General features: G+C 63.2%; 13 protein-coding genes and 1 tRNA gene. 6 read left to right on the plus strand and 8 right to left on the minus strand.

Annotated elements, in window-relative coordinates; genetic code table 11:
- Positions 1–2 precede the first annotated feature (2 nt).
- Entirely contained in the window at positions 3–1,388 is a 1,386-nt protein-coding gene (locus G7047_RS28465; protein ID WP_166311645.1) for a phosphatidylserine/phosphatidylglycerophosphate/cardiolipin synthase family protein, read from the plus strand.
- 20 nt (positions 1,389–1,408) lie between these two features.
- On the opposite strand, the gene G7047_RS28470 is transcribed toward G7047_RS28465, so the two are convergent.
- Entirely contained in the window at positions 1,409–2,338 is a 930-nt protein-coding gene (locus tag G7047_RS28470) for a pirin family protein (protein WP_166311646.1), read from the minus strand.
- 231 nt (positions 2,339–2,569) lie between these two features.
- Here G7047_RS28470 and G7047_RS28475 point away from each other — a divergent pair, with 231 nt between their 5' ends.
- Entirely contained in the window at positions 2,570–2,860 is a 291-nt protein-coding gene (locus G7047_RS28475) for a hypothetical protein (protein WP_166311647.1), read from the plus strand.
- A gap of 54 nt (positions 2,861–2,914) precedes the next feature.
- Here the strand turns inward: G7047_RS28475 and G7047_RS28480 are convergent, their stop codons facing one another.
- Positions 2,915–3,448: a DUF4124 domain-containing protein gene (locus tag G7047_RS28480; protein WP_166311648.1), complete on the minus strand. Its 534-nt coding sequence runs from the start codon at positions 3,446–3,448 to the stop codon at positions 2,915–2,917.
- A 43-nt stretch (positions 3,449–3,491) separates the two neighbouring features.
- On the opposite strand from G7047_RS28480, the gene G7047_RS31220 reads away from it, so the two are divergent.
- Positions 3,492–4,097, plus strand: coding sequence for a hypothetical protein (locus tag G7047_RS31220; RefSeq protein WP_240939301.1), 606 nt, complete (start codon positions 3,492–3,494; stop codon positions 4,095–4,097).
- A gap of 78 nt (positions 4,098–4,175) precedes the next feature.
- On the opposite strand, the gene G7047_RS28490 is transcribed toward G7047_RS31220, so the two are convergent.
- Positions 4,176–4,250: transfer RNA gene (locus G7047_RS28490), tRNA-Arg, on the minus strand.
- Positions 4,251–4,402: 152 nt separating this feature from the next.
- Between G7047_RS28490 and G7047_RS28495 the strand changes: the two genes are divergently transcribed.
- The 3 genes from G7047_RS28495 to G7047_RS28505 are packed head-to-tail and all read left to right on the plus strand — an operon-like array spanning position 4,403 to position 6,971.
- Positions 4,403–5,260 (plus strand): ATP-binding cassette domain-containing protein, encoded by an 858-nt coding sequence (locus tag G7047_RS28495; protein WP_166311649.1) that lies wholly within the window; start codon positions 4,403–4,405, stop codon positions 5,258–5,260.
- Positions 5,261–5,284: 24 nt separating this feature from the next.
- The gene (locus G7047_RS28500; RefSeq protein WP_166312308.1) at positions 5,285–6,124 is read left to right on the plus strand and encodes an ABC-2 family transporter protein; all 840 of its coding nucleotides are present in this window, start codon (positions 5,285–5,287) and stop codon (positions 6,122–6,124) included.
- Positions 6,125–6,167: 43 nt separating this feature from the next.
- Positions 6,168–6,971: an ABC transporter permease gene (locus G7047_RS28505; RefSeq protein ID WP_166312309.1), complete on the plus strand. Its 804-nt coding sequence runs from the start codon at positions 6,168–6,170 to the stop codon at positions 6,969–6,971.
- A 104-nt stretch (positions 6,972–7,075) separates the two neighbouring features.
- Here G7047_RS28505 and G7047_RS28510 read toward each other — a convergent pair whose 3' ends face one another.
- From G7047_RS28510 to G7047_RS28530, 5 genes are all read right to left on the minus strand, one after another.
- Complete coding sequence (locus G7047_RS28510; protein ID WP_166311650.1) at positions 7,076–7,876, minus strand: carboxypeptidase-like regulatory domain-containing protein; 801 nt, start codon at positions 7,874–7,876, stop codon at positions 7,076–7,078.
- 218 nt (positions 7,877–8,094) lie between these two features.
- Complete coding sequence (locus G7047_RS28515) at positions 8,095–9,228, minus strand: helix-turn-helix transcriptional regulator (RefSeq protein WP_166311651.1); 1,134 nt, start codon at positions 9,226–9,228, stop codon at positions 8,095–8,097.
- 191 nt (positions 9,229–9,419) lie between these two features.
- Entirely contained in the window at positions 9,420–9,671 is a 252-nt protein-coding gene (locus G7047_RS28520; protein ID WP_166311652.1) for a DUF1272 domain-containing protein, read from the minus strand.
- Positions 9,672–9,865: 194 nt separating this feature from the next.
- Positions 9,866–14,074: a translocation/assembly module TamB domain-containing protein gene (locus G7047_RS28525; protein ID WP_166311653.1), complete on the minus strand. Its 4,209-nt coding sequence runs from the start codon at positions 14,072–14,074 to the stop codon at positions 9,866–9,868.
- A gap of 2 nt (positions 14,075–14,076) precedes the next feature.
- Positions 14,077–15,912 (minus strand): autotransporter assembly complex family protein, encoded by a 1,836-nt coding sequence (locus tag G7047_RS28530; protein WP_240939302.1) that lies wholly within the window; start codon positions 15,910–15,912, stop codon positions 14,077–14,079.
- Positions 15,913–15,949: the final 37 nt, after the last annotated feature.

Below are 15,949 nucleotides of genomic sequence, written 5' to 3' on the forward strand. Positions count from 1 at the left end.
CCATGATTCGCGTTGCTGCCTTTTCGGTTCTGAGTCACTCGATCTTTGTGGTCGCAGGCTTGCTCATCTATGTGATGACGACCCGCATCGGACATCAGCGCAGGCCGCCGTCGTCCGCCATCGGCTGGGTGGTCAGCATCGTAGCGTTTCCCTACCTTGCCGTGCCGCTGTTTCTCGTTCTGGGATCGCGGAAACTGACTCGCCCACAGCGGCATCTGCACGCCGTGATGGGGCCACCGCCCGCAGGTGGGCCAGTATGGGCAACGCAGCTGCTCGCCAGCATGGAACTTCCCGCTCCTGTGTACAACGAAGAACTCGTTTGGCACGACGATGGCTCCGATGCACTGCAGAGCCTGCTCGCGCTGATCGATGGAGCGCAGCAGAGAGTGGACCTTTGCACCTTCATTTTGGGGAATGATCAGGTCGGCGAGGCGGTGGCAGAAGCTCTTGCACGTTGCGCACAGCGCGGTGTGCGCGTTCGACTGCTGATTGATGCCATCGGCAGCATGAAGACGCATCCCGGCACTCTCATGCGACTGCGCAAGAATGGAGTGCGCGTGCGGCGTTTCATGCCGCTGCTGCACAACCCGCGCCAGGGACGGTTGAATCTGCGCAACCACCGCAAGGTGGCGGTGGCAGATGGTCTGCATGTCTGGACAGGGGGGCGCAATCTGGCGACGGAGTATTTCTTCAATCTTGCTGATGCACCTGCATGGATCGATCTGAGTCACGAGGCTCGTGGTGCACTCGCTGTCCAAGCCGCAGCGCAGTTCGAGCTGGACTGGCGGACCGCGAGCGGGCGTGTGAAGCACGTCGATGTGCCCGTGGCTTCATCACCCGCGCTCGCCGCAGGACCGTGCGCGCAATGGATTGCTACTGGCCCAGATCATGCGGACGACACCGTGCACGCACTTCTGCTGGCCGCCGCGTACCACGCGAGAAAACGAATTCTCGCGATCACGCCGTACTTCGTGCCAGACGATGCGCTGCTCTACGCATGGTGCATGGCATGCAGGCGCGGTGTGGATGTGAATGTGGTGGTTCCTGCCCAATCCAACCATTTGCTCGCGGATTGGGCCCGGGGCCGCGCGTTGCGCGAGCTGTGTGCGTCTGGCGGCAAGGTGTGGCTGCTGCCGCAGATGGTGCATGCCAAAGCGGTGGTGATCGATGACGATCTGGCATTGTCCGGATCGCTCAATCTCGATGCGCGCAGCCTGTTTCTCAATTATGAGGTGATGACAGCGTTCTACTCGGCCGAGCAAGTGCAGTGGCTGGAGCGCTGGTTCGATCAGCAGATGGCGACCGCCCAGCCGTTCGATGCGAAGCAGCCCAGCCTATTGCGCGACATGGGCGAGGGGCTTGTCCGGTCAGTGGGCTTTCAACTCTGACCTGCGTTTTCCCTACGGCATCACTTCGATGCGCGCAGAGACATTCCATCGAGCGACGGCGCATGCGTGGGCGCAAGCGTCGAGGCGACCGGGTTGCCAAAGCGCGAATTCTCGTCATTTTCTCCGCGCAGGCAGGCCTCCCACTGGTCACGTGCTTCGTGCACTTCCTGCGAGGTGCGCGCGACAAAATTCCACCAGATGATGATGGCCTCGTCCATCGGCTCGCCTCCGATCACGATGAGGCGACTGCCCGCCACGCATGTGAACTCTACGCTGTCCGCGCCCTGTGGAATGTAGAGTAGTTGCTCCAGCGGCAAAGCCTCGCCGTTCACGCTCACGCTGCCCGAAAGCACCAGCACCGCATGCTCGAAATTCGTGCGCAGCGGCATTACGGCCTTCGCTCCTTTGCCCAGATCGGCGGCATGCAGATCCACGCCCATGAGCGGAGAATGCACCTCGGCCGGGGATGTGAGGCCCAGCGCCTCTCCCGCCAGCACGGTCGCATCGAAATCCCCGACGCGTGTTTGCGGCAGTTCTGGATAGTGTTGAAAACGTGGCTCGCAGAAGCGATGCGAATCGGGCAGTGCGATCCACAGTTGCGTCGCATGGATATGCCAGGGTTGCTGACTTTCCTCGGAGTGTGCGATGCCGCGCCCCGCTGTCATCAGATTGACCTGACCGGGACGGATGATCTGCTCGCTGCCGAGGCTGTCGCGATGCAGTACCTCGCCGCGAATCATCCAGGTGAAGGTCTGCAGTCCGATGTGCGGATGAGGCCCCACCTGCATCCCCGGCGGTGCGGGGTCCGCAGGACCGGCGTGATCGAGAAAGCACCATGCCCCCACTTTGCGTAGCGCCCGTTGCGGAATCGCGCGATGGATGGGGATGCCGCCCACATCGGCAATGCGGGTGGGCAGGTGCTGCGGTGCGGAGGTTATTGGATCGCTCATGGTGGTGTGTCGGCAGGGGGTTGGGACAGGATGTGGATTGTGATGTGTGCTCGGAATTCCTTGGCAGCACGTCGACATTTCAGTCGGTTACATCTGCAGGGGAGGTCTGCCTGTTCTCTGACATGTGAGGCGGGGAGGCGGGGCTATGCTGAAAGGCCAAGGCACATGAGCCGAGCGCTGGCGGTAAGGGCCGTACTGGGATGCGTGTGTCCCTATTACAGGAGGATATCAATGAACGATCAGAACAACCAACAATCCAATGGACAGGTCGAGACAGCAATCGAAGTGCAGCGCTTTCCTGAGCACTTCAAGGCCATCGTGCAAGGAAGGGTGCAACATCGCGTGGGTGATGGCCCTCTGGAAGAAATGCCAGTCGGCACCGAGGTGCAGGTGGACACGGCTCTCGCGAGCTATGTACTCTCTTGGAATCAACCCGGGGACGGGCACTCGGAAATCGTCACATTGGCCAAGCGTGAGTTTGAACTCTATGTGGACAACGGTGATCTCAAGGTCGTGGAGTAACGGCGTTCTGAAACTATGCAAAAGCCACCGATCAAGGTGGCTTTTTTTGGGTTGTCAGCGTGCTGGTGGCTGCTGCTGATGTGACAGTGCATCCTGATGGATGATCACGCGCGTCGGCTCCTGCATCAACGGCGTGTGGGTGCCGCAGGCCGCATTCACGTTCGTGATGGCTGCATTGGTGCGCACGCGTTGTTCGGATTCTCCGAGCGTGCGGATGCTGCTGACGAATTCCATTTCCTTCTCGGCCTGCGCACATGGCGGCGTGCTGGCCAGATCGCGTGTGCCCGATGGCGGTGCATCGCTGCGCGTCTGCTGCATGTCCAGACGCAGCTGCTCGCGGTCCGATTGCACATCGCGTTGTTTGCGATCAATCGCTTCATTGGCCTGTGCGCGCTCCCGCTGTATGTCGGCCGCTGATCGGGCTTCTTCCACGGTACGGCTGGTCTGGTGCTGCGCACAGGGCGCATCGGAGTAGCTCACCTTGCCGCTGGCATCCTTGCACTGGTAGACCTGCGCGTGCGCAGGCAAGGAAGTGAGCAGCAAGAGAACTGCCGCTGGTGCTATGCGTGTTGCTGAAGCTCGCCACATGAACTGCTCTCCTGCTGGGGGCTGATGATGTCGATGGGAAACCATGTCTGATCTCTCCTCAACGCGCGGGACGGCAAACTGGTTGTCAGTTCAGCTTGATGAAGGTTCCATGGAAACCCGAATGTATGAACTCCCGGATGGTGAATCATTGGGGGCGGAAATCATGGTATTCGCTGATGAGTGTTTGTGTAGACGTCATGCTTGGCGCTGCATGCTCGCAACGGTTGTCGTTGAGATTGGCCGTCGCTTGATAGGATGGGCCGCATCATCTCGCGAGAAGACAATGGCAAAAAAATCACCTGAGCAGAAAGCGGCGGAACAGCAACGCTATGTCGCCGCATGCGGCGCCGCGAATGCGGCCGAGTTGGAGCCTTTTCTGACCGATCCCAACCAGTCCATACGGGCCGTGGCGGCAATGAATCCGGATGCGGACGCAGGGATTCTGGATCGCTTCGCGGATGACAAGTTCTGGGGCGTGAGGATAGAGGTTGTGGGCAACGCCAATGTGGGGTTGGACACTCTGTTGAGGCTGCTCGAACCGGATGTGCGCAAACGGGGCGTGGTGCACCATGCGGCACGCGAAAAGTTGGAAGCGCGCGGCGTGGTGTTTGGCGCAGATGGCATGCCGAGCGTTCCCCGCAATGGATAGGGTATCGACTCTGTCCCGGCCTTGTCCCCCAAAATCTTGTTTTGAGGTTGCTGCCCGTTTGATTTCATTGAGAAATCCTGGTCCCTCCGACAGGAATCGAACCTGTATCTGACGCTTAGGAGGCGTCCGTTCTATCCATTGAACTACGGAGAGGTGGGCAGAACCCTCGATTGTACGGTGTTCGGGTGGGCTTGCCCGAATCGGAGATGATCTCATGTCGCCGGCGGGCGGCGATGGTGTCTCGTGGCTTGTCATCGGTTGCAGCATGCGGCTAGAATCCGCGCCTTTTTGCCGAAAATGCTCTGATGCCTCAAATCGTCGTAGATCAGTTGCGCAAGTCTTATCGCATCCACGAGCGCGACCCCGGTGTGTCGGGTGCGCTCAAGGCGATGCTGCGTCCTCGCTATCGTTCGGTGCAGGCGCTCGACGGGGTGTCGTTTGCGCTGGAGCGCGGCGAGGTGCTGGGTTTCATCGGGCCCAACGGGGCGGGTAAGTCCACCACGATCAAGATTCTTTCGGGCATTCTGCGTCCCGACGACGGGAGCGTGCGCATCGATGGGTGCGATCCGTTCGAGGATCGCGAGCGCCATGTGGCGCGCATTGGTGTGGTCTTTGGGCAGCGCACGCAGCTGTGGTGGGATTTGCCGGTGGGCGATGGATTTCATCTGTTGCGCGACATCTACCGCGTCGACCCGCAGCGGTTTACGCGTACGCGCGATGAGCTGGTGGCCTTGCTCAAGCTGGACAAGTTGCTTGATCAGCCGGTACGCCAGTTGTCGCTCGGTCAGCGCATGCGCGCGGAGATCGCGGCGGCCTTGCTGCATGAGCCCGAGATTTTGTTTCTTGACGAGCCGACGATCGGCCTTGATGCTCCCTCCAAACTCGCGGTGCGCGAGTTCGTGCTGCGTGCCAATCGCGAACATGGCACGACGGTGCTGCTGACAACACACGACATGCACGACATCGAGGCCTTGGCCGAGCGCGTGATCGTGATCGGCCACGGACGTGTGCTGGCGGATTGCGCGGTGGATGCGTTGCGTGCGCAGGTGGAGGATGCACGCCGTTTGGATGACGGCTTGCCGGGCGATGCCGACGAGAAGGGATTGACCATTGAAGCCGTGATCGCGCGGTTCTACGCCATGCATGGCGCGGCGGAGGCCTGAGCGCTCATGAGTCACGCTTGGCATATGACTTGGAAGAACCTTGCCCGTCCCTACGTGGCCGCGTTCGCATCGCGCTTTCTACAGATGCTGCAGTACCGCACAGCCGCGTGGGCGGGCTTTGCCACGCAGTGCTGGTGGGGCGGCATCAAGGTCATGGTGCTCACGGCGTTCTATGGCGGTGCGAGTGCGGCGGTGGGTGTGCCCATGTCGCTGCAGCATGCCATCACCTACACCTGGCTGGCGCAAGGGCTGCTCGCCTTGCTTCCGTGGATGGGCGATCCCGAGGTCGCGCAGGCGGTGCGCACCGGGTCGATTGCGTATGACCGGCTGCGACCGGTCGATGCCTATGTGCTGTGGTTTGTGCGCACGACCGGCTGGATCGCGGCGCGCGTGCTGCCGCGTCTTGCGTTGATGCTCGCGTTTGCGGCCGTGGTGCTGCCGCTGGCAGGCATGGGGCAATGGGGCTGGCAGCCGCCCGCAGGCATGTTGGCGCTGCTCGGATTTGTCATTTCGATGCTGCTTGCGCTGCTTCTTTCCGCAGCGCTGGTCATGCTGCTCAACATCGCCGTGGTATCCGCGCTCAACGAACGCGGCATCAACACCTTGGCCGTGCCGGTGGTGATCGTACTGTCGGGCAATCTGCTGCCGCTCACGCTGATGCCCGATGCGTGGCAGATGTTTCTGCTGGTGCAGCCACTGGCGGGGGTAATCGATATTCCTGCGCGCATCTATTTCGGCCAGATGGCGGGCGTGAATATGCTCGTGGTGCTGGCGTTGCAGGCGCTGTGGATTGCGTTGCTGGTGGTCTTTGGTCGTGCGGTGCTTGCGCGTACGATGCGGCGGCTGGAAGTGCAGGGCGGGTGAGGAGATGAAGTCCGGTTCGACCTCCAACCATACCAATCGATCCATGGGATCGTTGCGTCTGTTCATGCGATTGGCAGGCGCGTCGATCAGCGGGCAGGCGCGCTATCCCGGATCCGCCGTCATGCTGACGTTCGGCCAGTTCCTCGTCACCGGAATCGAAGTGGTTGCGGTCTGGGCGCTGTTTCATCGCTTCGGGGATGTGCAGGGCTGGCGCATCGGCGAGGTGGCGCTGTTCTATGGAGTGGTCAACTGCATGTTCGCACTGGCCGACATGCTGGGGCGCGGCTTTGATGTGCTGGGCACCGAGTTTCTGCGCACCGGCGCGTTCGATAGATTGCTGCTGCGCCCGCGCTCCGTGGCGGTGCAGCTCATGGGGCACGATGTGCGCGTCAGCCGACTCGGGCGCTTTCTGCAAGGGGTAGCGGTGATTTGTTTTGCGACCGTGCAGATGGGCATCGTCTGGACGCCGGCTCACATCGTGGTCGCGCTGTTCGCGCTGACGGGTGGCATCGCGCTGTTCCTCGGGATTCTCGTGCTTCAGGGCACGCTGTCGTTCTGGACCGTGCAAAGCCTCGAGGTGGCCAACGTGCTCACCTACGGCGGCGTCGAGGCCGCGCAGTACCCGCTCGCGATCTACGCGCGCTGGTTTCGGAGCGTGCTCACGTTTGCCGTGCCGCTCGCGGCGGTGGCGTACTACCCGGTGCTGACGATTCTCGGCAAGGCCGATCCGTTGGGCGCGCCGGACTGGGTGGGCACCGTCTCGCCACTGGCGGGTTTTGCGTTTCTCGCAGTCTCGCTGTGGGTGTGGCGATTCGGCTTGCGGCATTACGCGTCGACCGGGAGCTGATGCATCGTCCCGGCAGTGCGCAGTTGCGTGCAGAGGACTTTCAACGGCAGAGATGAGTGTCCCGGGTTCGATATTGACCAACCCCATCGTCATCTCGCACGGATTCATTTGAGCACGCCGGTGACCGCGATGAATTCGAAGTCGTCGAAGTCACCAGAGGTGGCGGGCAGCGAGTTCAACTGCACGCGGATGACGTCTTCAGCCTTGAAGGTCTGCAGCGAGAAGCAGTTGTTGATCGCGGAGTACGAGCCATCGCGCTGGGTGGGCGGGATCGACTGGTTGATGTAGGTGCCCGGTTGTCCGTTTCTGGAGAGCGACAGGGTGGATTGCCCGTTTGGCGAGTTGTCGTCAATTCCTTTGGCGAAGAAGCTGATGCACAGCTGTGTGTACTTGGCGCTTTGCGCGGCGCTGAGCGTGGCTGTTTCGCTCCACACGGTTCCTGTGGCGTTGGGGAACTGGAACTGCGAGTTGCTGCTTCCGGTGTAGTTGGAGTCGCCGAGGTGGATGACCTTCATGGACGACTGGAAAAGGATGTCGCTCTCCTGCACCGCGCGGGTGGTGGTCTTGTTGATGAAGCTGAGTTTGCCGCTCTCGTAGGTGAAAAACACTGGATAGGGCACGATGCCTTGTTTGGTGGCGAGGCCCGAGAAGTGCGTGGGGTACGCGTATTCCTTCGGTAGACGGAGCTCATAGTTGCCGCTGGTGTCTGTGGTGGCGCTGTAGGTCTTGTCAAGTACGACGGACACGTTGACGTCATTGATTCCGGTGCCGCCCGCGTCGACGACCTGGCCCTTGTTGACCCAGACGGCACCGTCGATGCCGTCGCTGCCGCCTCCGCAGGCCGTCAGAAACATCAGGGTGGTGGACAGGGCCGTCACTGCGGTCAGCGCTCGGGATTGGTTCATTCTTGGCACCTCATCGGTCGGGGTTGGCTGGATATGGCATCGGCACGGTGCGTGGAGTCTGTACCGGCTGAAGCCATGGTGCTACTCTTGCCGTCGACCGGCATCTCCCATGTGGGAGATGCATGTACCGGGAGGTTCACGCAGGGATCCGAGGGGCGCGAGCGATGGCGTTCGCGTCAGGTCTGCCGCTGAACGGTGTCTGACTGTGGGGTTGCTGTTCAGCGCGCGTCGAGCCGAGGCAGGTTGAGCACCGACATCAGGCGGATCAGATCGGCCTGCCGGTTCACGCCGGTCTTTGCGAAGATGGATTTGATCTGGATACGCACGGTGCCTGCGGTGGCTCCGGTGCGCTGCGCGATCTGCTTGGGCACCTCGCCCTGATTGAGCGCTAGCGCGACGCGTGACTCGGCGGGCGTGAGGCCGTAGAGCTGTTGCAGCAGGTACTGGTGTTCGAGATGCACCGAGTGCGGCTCGCTCAGCAGCGCGAGAGCAAGTGGGCGTGACCAGCGGTTGAACTGCTGCATTCGAGCGGGCAACGGCAGCACGAGAATCTGTAGTGGTGCCTGTTCCTGCGCGGTGGGGAGCACGACGCCGCCTGCGAGCGCGGGGCCTTGTTTTCCGCAGGCTGAGCGCAGAAGCTGTGTGAAATGCCCGGCACGCAAACCTGCGGGCTGCAGGCAGCCTTGCCTTACGGCGAGCTGCGGGCGGCGCTGCATCAGGCGCTCGGCTTCGGCATTGGTCATGAGGATGCAGCTCTGTTCATCCAGAACCACAAGGGCAACATGCAGTTGATCGAGCACCAGGGACGCGAGTCCGGCCTTCTCCGTGAGCTGCTGCATGTGCATGCGGATGCGCACGGCTCGCTGGACATGCGGCACAAAGCGGCTGAAGTTCGAAAGATCGTCTGATGTGTAGTGCGGCTGGCGCAAGCGTCGTTGAAATGACAGAAAAGCTTCGGTGGTGTCCGTGCTCACCAGACGATTGCAGAGCACGGTGGAGACGTCGTTGCGGAGCACAAAATCCTGATAGTACGCACTTTGGCGAATTTTTTGTTCACCCAGATCTCGCTGATCCAGATACCAGCCTCCCAAAGGAATGGATTCGGCGAATGGAACAGCTTCGTCGAACTGGTGGTAGTGGCTGTTGTAGACGTCCATGACCTCGGACGCCATGCCGACCGTTTCGCGGATGGCGTTCGTGGCCGTCTGTTTGTTGAATACCACGATGGATGCCATCGGGCTCTGCGTGACGCTCGAAATGCTGCGAAGCGCATCGCTCCACCCTTCGTCGGTGAGGGTGCCCTCATAGAGCTGTGAGGTCAGCTGTTCTGGCGGTGCAAGCTTGTGGCGCATGGGACGTCTCGCATTTCGCAAATTATTGCGTGGAGCACCTCATTTGCAAACAACTGAAATAACTGAAAAAGCTAATGGGGGGCGAAAAGCAGGCGGATCAAGCGAGGTGGTGAGCAAATTTGATTGAATTGATGCGGATTTGAACGAACTTTGATCGTGCCACGCCGTGCTCGACGGGGACAATTTCCGGATCAATTCGCTTGAGGTGCACAACCCTGCGGCTTGAAAACCCGCTCCGTCGATGCAGGAGATTTCGCCAATTTATCTGGCGGACGGCGTGGCCTTGGGACCAGTTCGCCGCCGCAGTTCGGACACTTGGATTGCAACACACCTTCCGCGCAGTCGCGGCAGAAGGTGCATTCGAACGAGCAGATGCGGGCGTCGGGCGAGTTGGGTGGCAGGTCCTTGTCGCAGCATTCGCAGCCGGGGCGCAGTTGAAGCATGGGTGACTCCTTGTATGCGCCCATTTTCGTTCATGCATCCGCATGTTGGTGACTCATGGCGTAGCGCACAAAACTGGCGCGCCCCAGGCCAGGGCAGGCTTGCCAAGTTCCGCCCCGCAGCGCTGGCCGCGCCCCCCGCCCGCATTGCGCAGCAATGCGTAGAGCAGGGGAAGGTGCGAAGCGACCCAAGGGGCTCAATCCTTTTTAATGGTATAGATCAGATCGACAGCGCTGGTCATTCCAGTCTGGCCGCGCACGGTGAGGTTGCGGGCGAGGTCGTAGAAGATGTAGATCGTGCCCATCGCACCCGAGAGGCTTTGCTCGTAGGTGACGTAGAGCTTCTCGGAAATCCGCTTGCCCATGGTGAGGGCCGCACCCGAGGCGTCCGAGCCTTCGGTGGGACCCTTGAAACCGACTTCGTCGAGGCCGAGGTTGCTGGCGATCTTGCCGCTGCCGCTGTTGCCGCCGGCCAGCAGCGCGAGCGCCGCCTGCTGGAGCACCGCGCTGCTTGCGCCGCCCTGTGCGGGGTCGCGCCCCATGACGACCCAGGAGAGCTTTTCGGCATCGGGCAGGTCGGGGTCCGAGTACAGGCTCACGCGCGGCGCCATGGCCGAGCCGAGCACCTGCACGCCCGCGCGCTGCGTGATGTTGGGGCGGATCGCGAGGATGTCGAGCGACGGGTTGTTGTAGGGGCCGTTGAAGCGGATCAGGCCGGTTTCCACATCGAGCGACTGGCCCCACGCACGGTAGCGGCCCTGCTCGGTGTGGATCTCGCCGGTGATGCGCGGTGGGCCTCCGGCAACGGTCGCGCCCTTGATCTCGAGCGCGCCCTGCAGCCGCGTGGTGATGCCGAAGCCCTGCAGCGCGAAATCTTCGCCGAGGTTGAGCTTGACGAGGATGTCGGGCACCTTGCGGGTCTCGGCCTTGGCGTTGGCTTTTTCGGTGGCGATCTTCTGCTTGCGCGCTTCTTCCTCGGCGGCCTTGCGCGATGCTGCGGTGTGCACGACCACATCCTTGTCGAGCGAAGGTGCCGACTCTTCCGGAAGGATGATGGTGGCGCGGTCGGTCGTGAGGTCGCCGCGCAGCGTGAACTGGCCGTTGTCGAGCTTGGCGCCGAGCGTGCCCGAGATGCTGACTTGGCGGTCGGCGCGCACCAGCACCTGCAGATGGTTGGCTTTGGCCTGCAGGTCCATCGCGAGGTTGCCTGCCTGGCCTTCACCAGCAGGAGCGATCCAGTGCGCGAAGCCGCTGCCGGTGAGCTCGCCGCCATCGGCGGGCGCGTTGGTGAGGTTGCCGCTGTAGCCGAGGATGCGCGCGCTGCTGCCCTTGCCGCCTCTGATTCGTAGATCGGTGATATCGAGGCGCGTGCCCTGCAGCTTGGCATGCAGCACGCCCTGCTGCAGGTCGATGCCGTCGAGCACGGACAGCACGCTCAGGTCATCAGCGCTGATCGTGCCCTGCCATTGCGGATTGGAGCGGTCGCCGCTGATGGTCGCATCGGCCTGCAGCGTGCCGCGCACCCGCCAGCCGGGCGGTGCGAACAGCGCCCAGATGCCGATGTCGGGCAATGCGGCATGGACCTTGCCGGACAGCGGTGCTTTTTCGGCGAGCGTCCATTGGCCGTCGGTGTGCGTGAGCTGGGTGTTGAGGTCGGCCGTCATCTGGCCCGCGCGTTCGCTGTCCCACAGCAGCTTGGCGTTGACCTGGCTGCCCTGGGCGCGCACGTCGAGGCGCGCGTCCTTGATGCGCGCGCGCATGCCCGCGCCGGTGACCTTGTGTGTGGTGGACTGGTTGCCGGCGCTCGGACCCGTGGTGCGGATCACGGTGGTGCCGCTGCCACCATCGTCCACGGCGAGGCGCAGATCGCCCGCAGCGCGTTCGATGGTCAGCAGCGCCTTGAGCTCGGGACCGGTGGTGTCGATGTCCCATTTGCCGTTGAAGCTCAGATCACCGCTCAGTCCCGCTGCTTCCAGCGGTGGCTCGCCTTCGCCCATGCTGAGGGCATCAACCCACGCAATCGGAATGCCTTGCAGGCGACCGGCGCTGCGCAGCGACCAGTTGCCGTCGCCGCCCTTGGTGGCGCTGGTGTTGTCCCATGCGAGCGTGACGGGGGTAAGTGGCTCGGCATTGGCGCGGCGCTGCTTGAGCGCGGGGGGCGTGATCAGCAAGCCGCCCGCCGTTGCCGTGTAGCTGGTGGAGAGCACGACCTTGTTGCCGCGCGTGCTGCCGGTCTGCTGGGCGATGCGCACAGGTGTGTTCGATTGCAGCTTCACGTTCCAGGGGCTGGGCTTGTCCTTGCCGGGGTTGAGCTCGGCCTGCAGGCGCTGGAGGCTGGCGTTCCAGTCCAGCGCCGCTGCGCCGCGCTCTGTCGCAAGACCGGCCTGCAACGCGGTGTCGAGCTGTACCCCCTGTGCGGCGCGCTGAGCGGCAGTCTGCAGCGTGATGTCGGCTTTTTCAGGGCTGCCTTGCACGCTGAGGGCGAGCTTTGGCACCACGATGGCCTGATCGGCAGACGTGCCTGCGGGCAGGTAGCGCAGCTGTTCGCCGCGCAGGTCGGCCTTGAGCTGCAGGCCACTGTCGGGCATTGGTTGGCCAGTGGCAGTCTGCAGGCGCTTGAGCAGATTGCCCCAGCCTCCATTCCAGTCGAGTTGCAGTTGTGCCTTGCCATCGAGCTTGGCTCCGGCGAGCGGGTCTTTCACGCCGGGCAGGGTGTTGGCCCAGGCGAGGAGCATGGGCGCGGAGTTGATCTGCAGATTCGCCTTGCCCTTGCCGGTTTTGGGGCTCATCTGGCCATCGGCCTGCAACACGGCGCCCGGCACTTCGGCCTTGAGCCGGGCCTGCCCATCCTGCTGCTCGACGTTGTATTGGACGGCGCTCGCGTTGATGGCTGCTTGCAGCGCCTCGATCTTCACGTTCGATAGCGTGAGTACCGGCTGCAGCCATTCGCCCTTGGCGGCGAGTGTCTGGATGCGCAGGGCCTTGCTGCCTACGCGCGGCGCGGGGCCAGCGGCTTTCAGATCGGCAGCGAAGGCCACTTTCTGCGCCGCATCAGCTTTGGCGCTCAACGTGCCCTGCAGCGGTGCGGCGTCCAGCGTGCTGTAGAGATCGGCGGGGTTGAGCTGCTCGACCTTGGCGTTGCCTTCGAAGACCTTGGTCTCGGGCTCGAAGTAGCCGTCGGCCGCGATGCGACCCTTGGCGACATCGATGTGCGCCTGCTTGATTTGCCACTGCTGGCCGGTGTAGAGCACATCGGCGTCGATGGCATCGAGCGGCAGGCGCTTCTTGTCCCACGGGCCGCGCATGGTGTTGTCGAAGCGGGCCTGCAACTGCCATTGCTCGCCGGCGGCGGGCGCGTTGTCGCTTATGACCGGGCCTGCCTTGAGATCGCCGCTCAGCAAGGTGCGCGGGCCTTCGGCCCAGAAGGCGGCGATGTCGACGTTCTTGAGCGAGGCGAGGGCGGAGTGCAGCGGCATGGATTGCCATGGCCGGATGTTGGCTTGCACGTCGGCGTGCATGGGTTCGGCAGATGGTTTCTTCGCACCGTTGCTTGCGTTGTGGCCGGAACTTGACTGCGGTGCAGCGCTGGCGAGCGCCTTCACCTCGATCTGCGCGGCCTCGGTGGCGAGGGTGCCGTTGGCATCGATGCTCGCGGTCACGGCGATGGCCGAGTCGTCCTTGGCCATCGGGTTGGGCACTTGCAGATCGCCCTTGAGTTTGGCTTCGAGCTGCATGGGGCTGGCGCCCTGCAGCTTCAATTGCGCCTCGTACGTTCCGTCGGCGTAGTTCACCTTGTTCACCGCGAGCTGATGGGCCGCGCCGTCATAGGCGTAGTGGCCGGTCAGGCCGTCGATGGTGGTCTCGGGCGGGCCTTCCCAGATGATGCGGTCGACCTGAAAGGGCAGGTCGATCTTGATCGGTAGCGTGAGCTGTTCGAGCGGCTTGGTGGGCTCCTTGGGCGCGTCGAGGTCGGGCGTGCTTTTGATGCGCAGCTCCTCGATGTGCATCTCGCCGAGCTTGAGCGTGCGCGAGAGCAGCGGCTGCAGGCTCCAGCCGATCTGGGCGTTTTTCATTTGCACTGACATGGTCGGGCTTTGCCATTGCAGAGCGCCGATATTGCCGCCGCCGCGCACCGAGCCGGTGACCTCGCGGGCCTCCAGCGTCTGGCCTTCGGGGAGAAAGCGTGCCACGCGCTGCAGTGTGTTGGCGAGCGAGTCGTCGCGGCCGCTCCACCACCAGACGGTGCTGAGCGCAGTGACGATCACCAGCAGCAGGGTGAGCAGCAGCCAGCCGATGCCACGCAGCCAGCGGCGGGCGGGTTTCGGCGCGCGCGGTGAGCGGGGCGTGGGAGACGAGGGGTTGGATTCAGGCGATGGTGCCGAATCGTTCAAAGCAGTTTCCACCATGATCAGAACGTAAAGCCGAGACGCAAATGCAGGCGCAGTTGTTGCTCCTGCAGACCGTAGGCGATGTCCGCCTGCAAGGGGCCGACGGGGCTGCGCCAGCGGATGCCGGTGCCGACGCCGACGCGTGCATAGAGTTTATTGGCGTCATCGCCGACCGCGCCGGCGTCGATGAAGACGGCCTGTTCGAAGTCCTGCGTGTTGCCGCGAATCGAGATGGGGCGCTGCCATTCAACGCTGCCCGCGGCGAGGTAGCGCCCGCCGATGACCTTGCCGTTGTCGGTCTTGGCTCCGATGGACTGGTAGCCGTAGCCACGGATCGAGTTGTCGCCACCGGCGAGGAACATCAGTGTCATCGGCAGATCGGCATCCTTCTTCGCGCTGATCGCGCCGCCCCAAGCGCGCAGCTGCAGGCGGTTGCGGCGCTGGGTCTCTTCGTCGATCTTGCCGATCGGCATGAGCGTGAGCCAGCGGCCGGTGAGGCGCGTGAACGGGGTGCGTTGCGGGGTAAGTGTGGTGCCGACGCCGGCCTCCCACGCGAAGCCGTAGCCCGAGCGCGGCGAGAGCACGTTGTCGAAGTAGCGACCGGTCCAGCCATAGTTGGCCAGCAGCGAGGAGCTGGCCGGTGGCGCGCCCGTGCCCTGAGTCTTGGCCCAGTCGTACTGTAGATAGTAGGTGCGGTCGATGTGCTCTTCCGACTTGGTGCGGCCGGCGCGCAGCTGCGCACTGTTCACGTTGAAGTCGCCCACGGGCTGGCGTTCGAGCTTGGCGCTCACGAAGTTGCGCCAGTAGTCCTCGCCGGGCAGCGCGGTGAGCTGCGTGGAAAGCAGCGGATTCTTGCGATCAAGCTGGATCTTGCTCACCGCACGCCAGCCGAGGCCCGGCACCTTGTTGTGGATGTGGTCGATGGACAGTCGCGGGCCTGTGTCGGTGCTCAGGCCCACGCCGAACACCCATTTCTGCAACTTGGCCTCACGCACCTTGGCGGTGACCGGCGAGGTGACCTCGGCCCCCTGCGCGGCACGAGCATCGTCCACCTTCTGTTCGGAGTCGCCTGGGGCCGTCTGCGGCGTGTCGGCCAGCGCGAGGAACACCGAATCGAAATAGCCGCTGGAGACGAGGCGCTGCTGCGTGTCGAGCATCACGCCCTGATCGTAGACCTGCCCCTCGGGCAGGCGTGCGACGCGCGCGAGGCCAATCGCGTCGTAGCGCTCCGTGCCTTCGATGACCAGCGGCCCGAAAGTGTAGGCCGCGCCGGGGTCGTAGGTAACGCTGACCTTGGCCTCGTTCTTGTCGGCATCCACATCGGCCAGGCTGGTGTCGATGCGCGCGGTGGGATAGCGCCTGGCCTGAAGCTCCTTGAGGCCGCCGCTCTTGGCGCCGCTCCATGCCGATTGGGTGAATCGCTCGCCGGTCTTGAGCGGCCAGCCGCGCTGTATGGATTCGCGCTGTGCCAGACCATCGGGGGCGTTGGCAGTCGTGCCGCTGAAGCGCACGTCGCTTTGTTTGATGACAGTTTCGGGGCCGGGATCGACGTTCACTGTGACCTGGCGCGGCGCGTCCTTGGAGTCCGGCGTTTCCTTGACCTCGACGGTCACTGTGGGACTGAAGTAGCCGAGCGTGCCGATCAGGTCGCGCACGTTGGCGTCGGTGGCGCCAAGCAGCCGCGTGAGCTCGCGGCGCTGAAGATCAGGCTGGTATTGGAAGCGCTTGAGTTCGAGGTGCTTTTCCAGCAGCTCGCGTACTTCCTTGGGGGCCTCCACTTCGAGTGTGAAGGCGGGCTTGCCGGACTGGGCTGCCGCCGAAGGATCACCGCTGCTGTCCTCCTTTTTGGAGAACATGCTGCAGCCGCTCAGGAAGAGAGCCGTGGAGACCAGA

Source organism: Diaphorobacter sp. HDW4A (assembly GCF_011305995.1).
Lineage (GTDB): Bacteria > Pseudomonadota > Gammaproteobacteria > Burkholderiales > Burkholderiaceae_C > Diaphorobacter_A.

Coding starts and splice junctions, on each gene's coding strand:
- G7047_RS28525 (WP_166311653.1), bottom strand. CDS start 14,074: ATGGTGGAAACTGCTTTGAACGATTCGGCACCATCGCCTGAATCCAAC.
- G7047_RS28530 (WP_240939302.1), bottom strand. CDS start 15,912: ATGTTCTCCAAAAAGGAGGACAGCAGCGGTGATCCTTCGGCGGCAGCC.
- G7047_RS28500 (WP_166312308.1), top strand. CDS start 5,285: ATGACTTGGAAGAACCTTGCCCGTCCCTACGTGGCCGCGTTCGCATCG.
- G7047_RS28520 (WP_166311652.1), bottom strand. CDS start 9,671: ATGCTTCAACTGCGCCCCGGCTGCGAATGCTGCGACAAGGACCTGCCA.
- G7047_RS28510 (WP_166311650.1), bottom strand. CDS start 7,876: ATGAACCAATCCCGAGCGCTGACCGCAGTGACGGCCCTGTCCACCACC.
- G7047_RS28465 (WP_166311645.1), top strand. CDS start 3: ATGATTCGCGTTGCTGCCTTTTCGGTTCTGAGTCACTCGATCTTTGTG.
- G7047_RS28470 (WP_166311646.1), bottom strand. CDS start 2,338: ATGAGCGATCCAATAACCTCCGCACCGCAGCACCTGCCCACCCGCATT.
- G7047_RS28515 (WP_166311651.1), bottom strand. CDS start 9,228: ATGCGCCACAAGCTTGCACCGCCAGAACAGCTGACCTCACAGCTCTAT.
- G7047_RS28495 (WP_166311649.1), top strand. CDS start 4,403: ATGCCTCAAATCGTCGTAGATCAGTTGCGCAAGTCTTATCGCATCCAC.
- G7047_RS31220 (WP_240939301.1), top strand. CDS start 3,492: ATGTCTGATCTCTCCTCAACGCGCGGGACGGCAAACTGGTTGTCAGTT.
- G7047_RS28480 (WP_166311648.1), bottom strand. CDS start 3,448: ATGTGGCGAGCTTCAGCAACACGCATAGCACCAGCGGCAGTTCTCTTG.
- G7047_RS28505 (WP_166312309.1), top strand. CDS start 6,168: ATGGGATCGTTGCGTCTGTTCATGCGATTGGCAGGCGCGTCGATCAGC.
- G7047_RS28475 (WP_166311647.1), top strand. CDS start 2,570: ATGAACGATCAGAACAACCAACAATCCAATGGACAGGTCGAGACAGCA.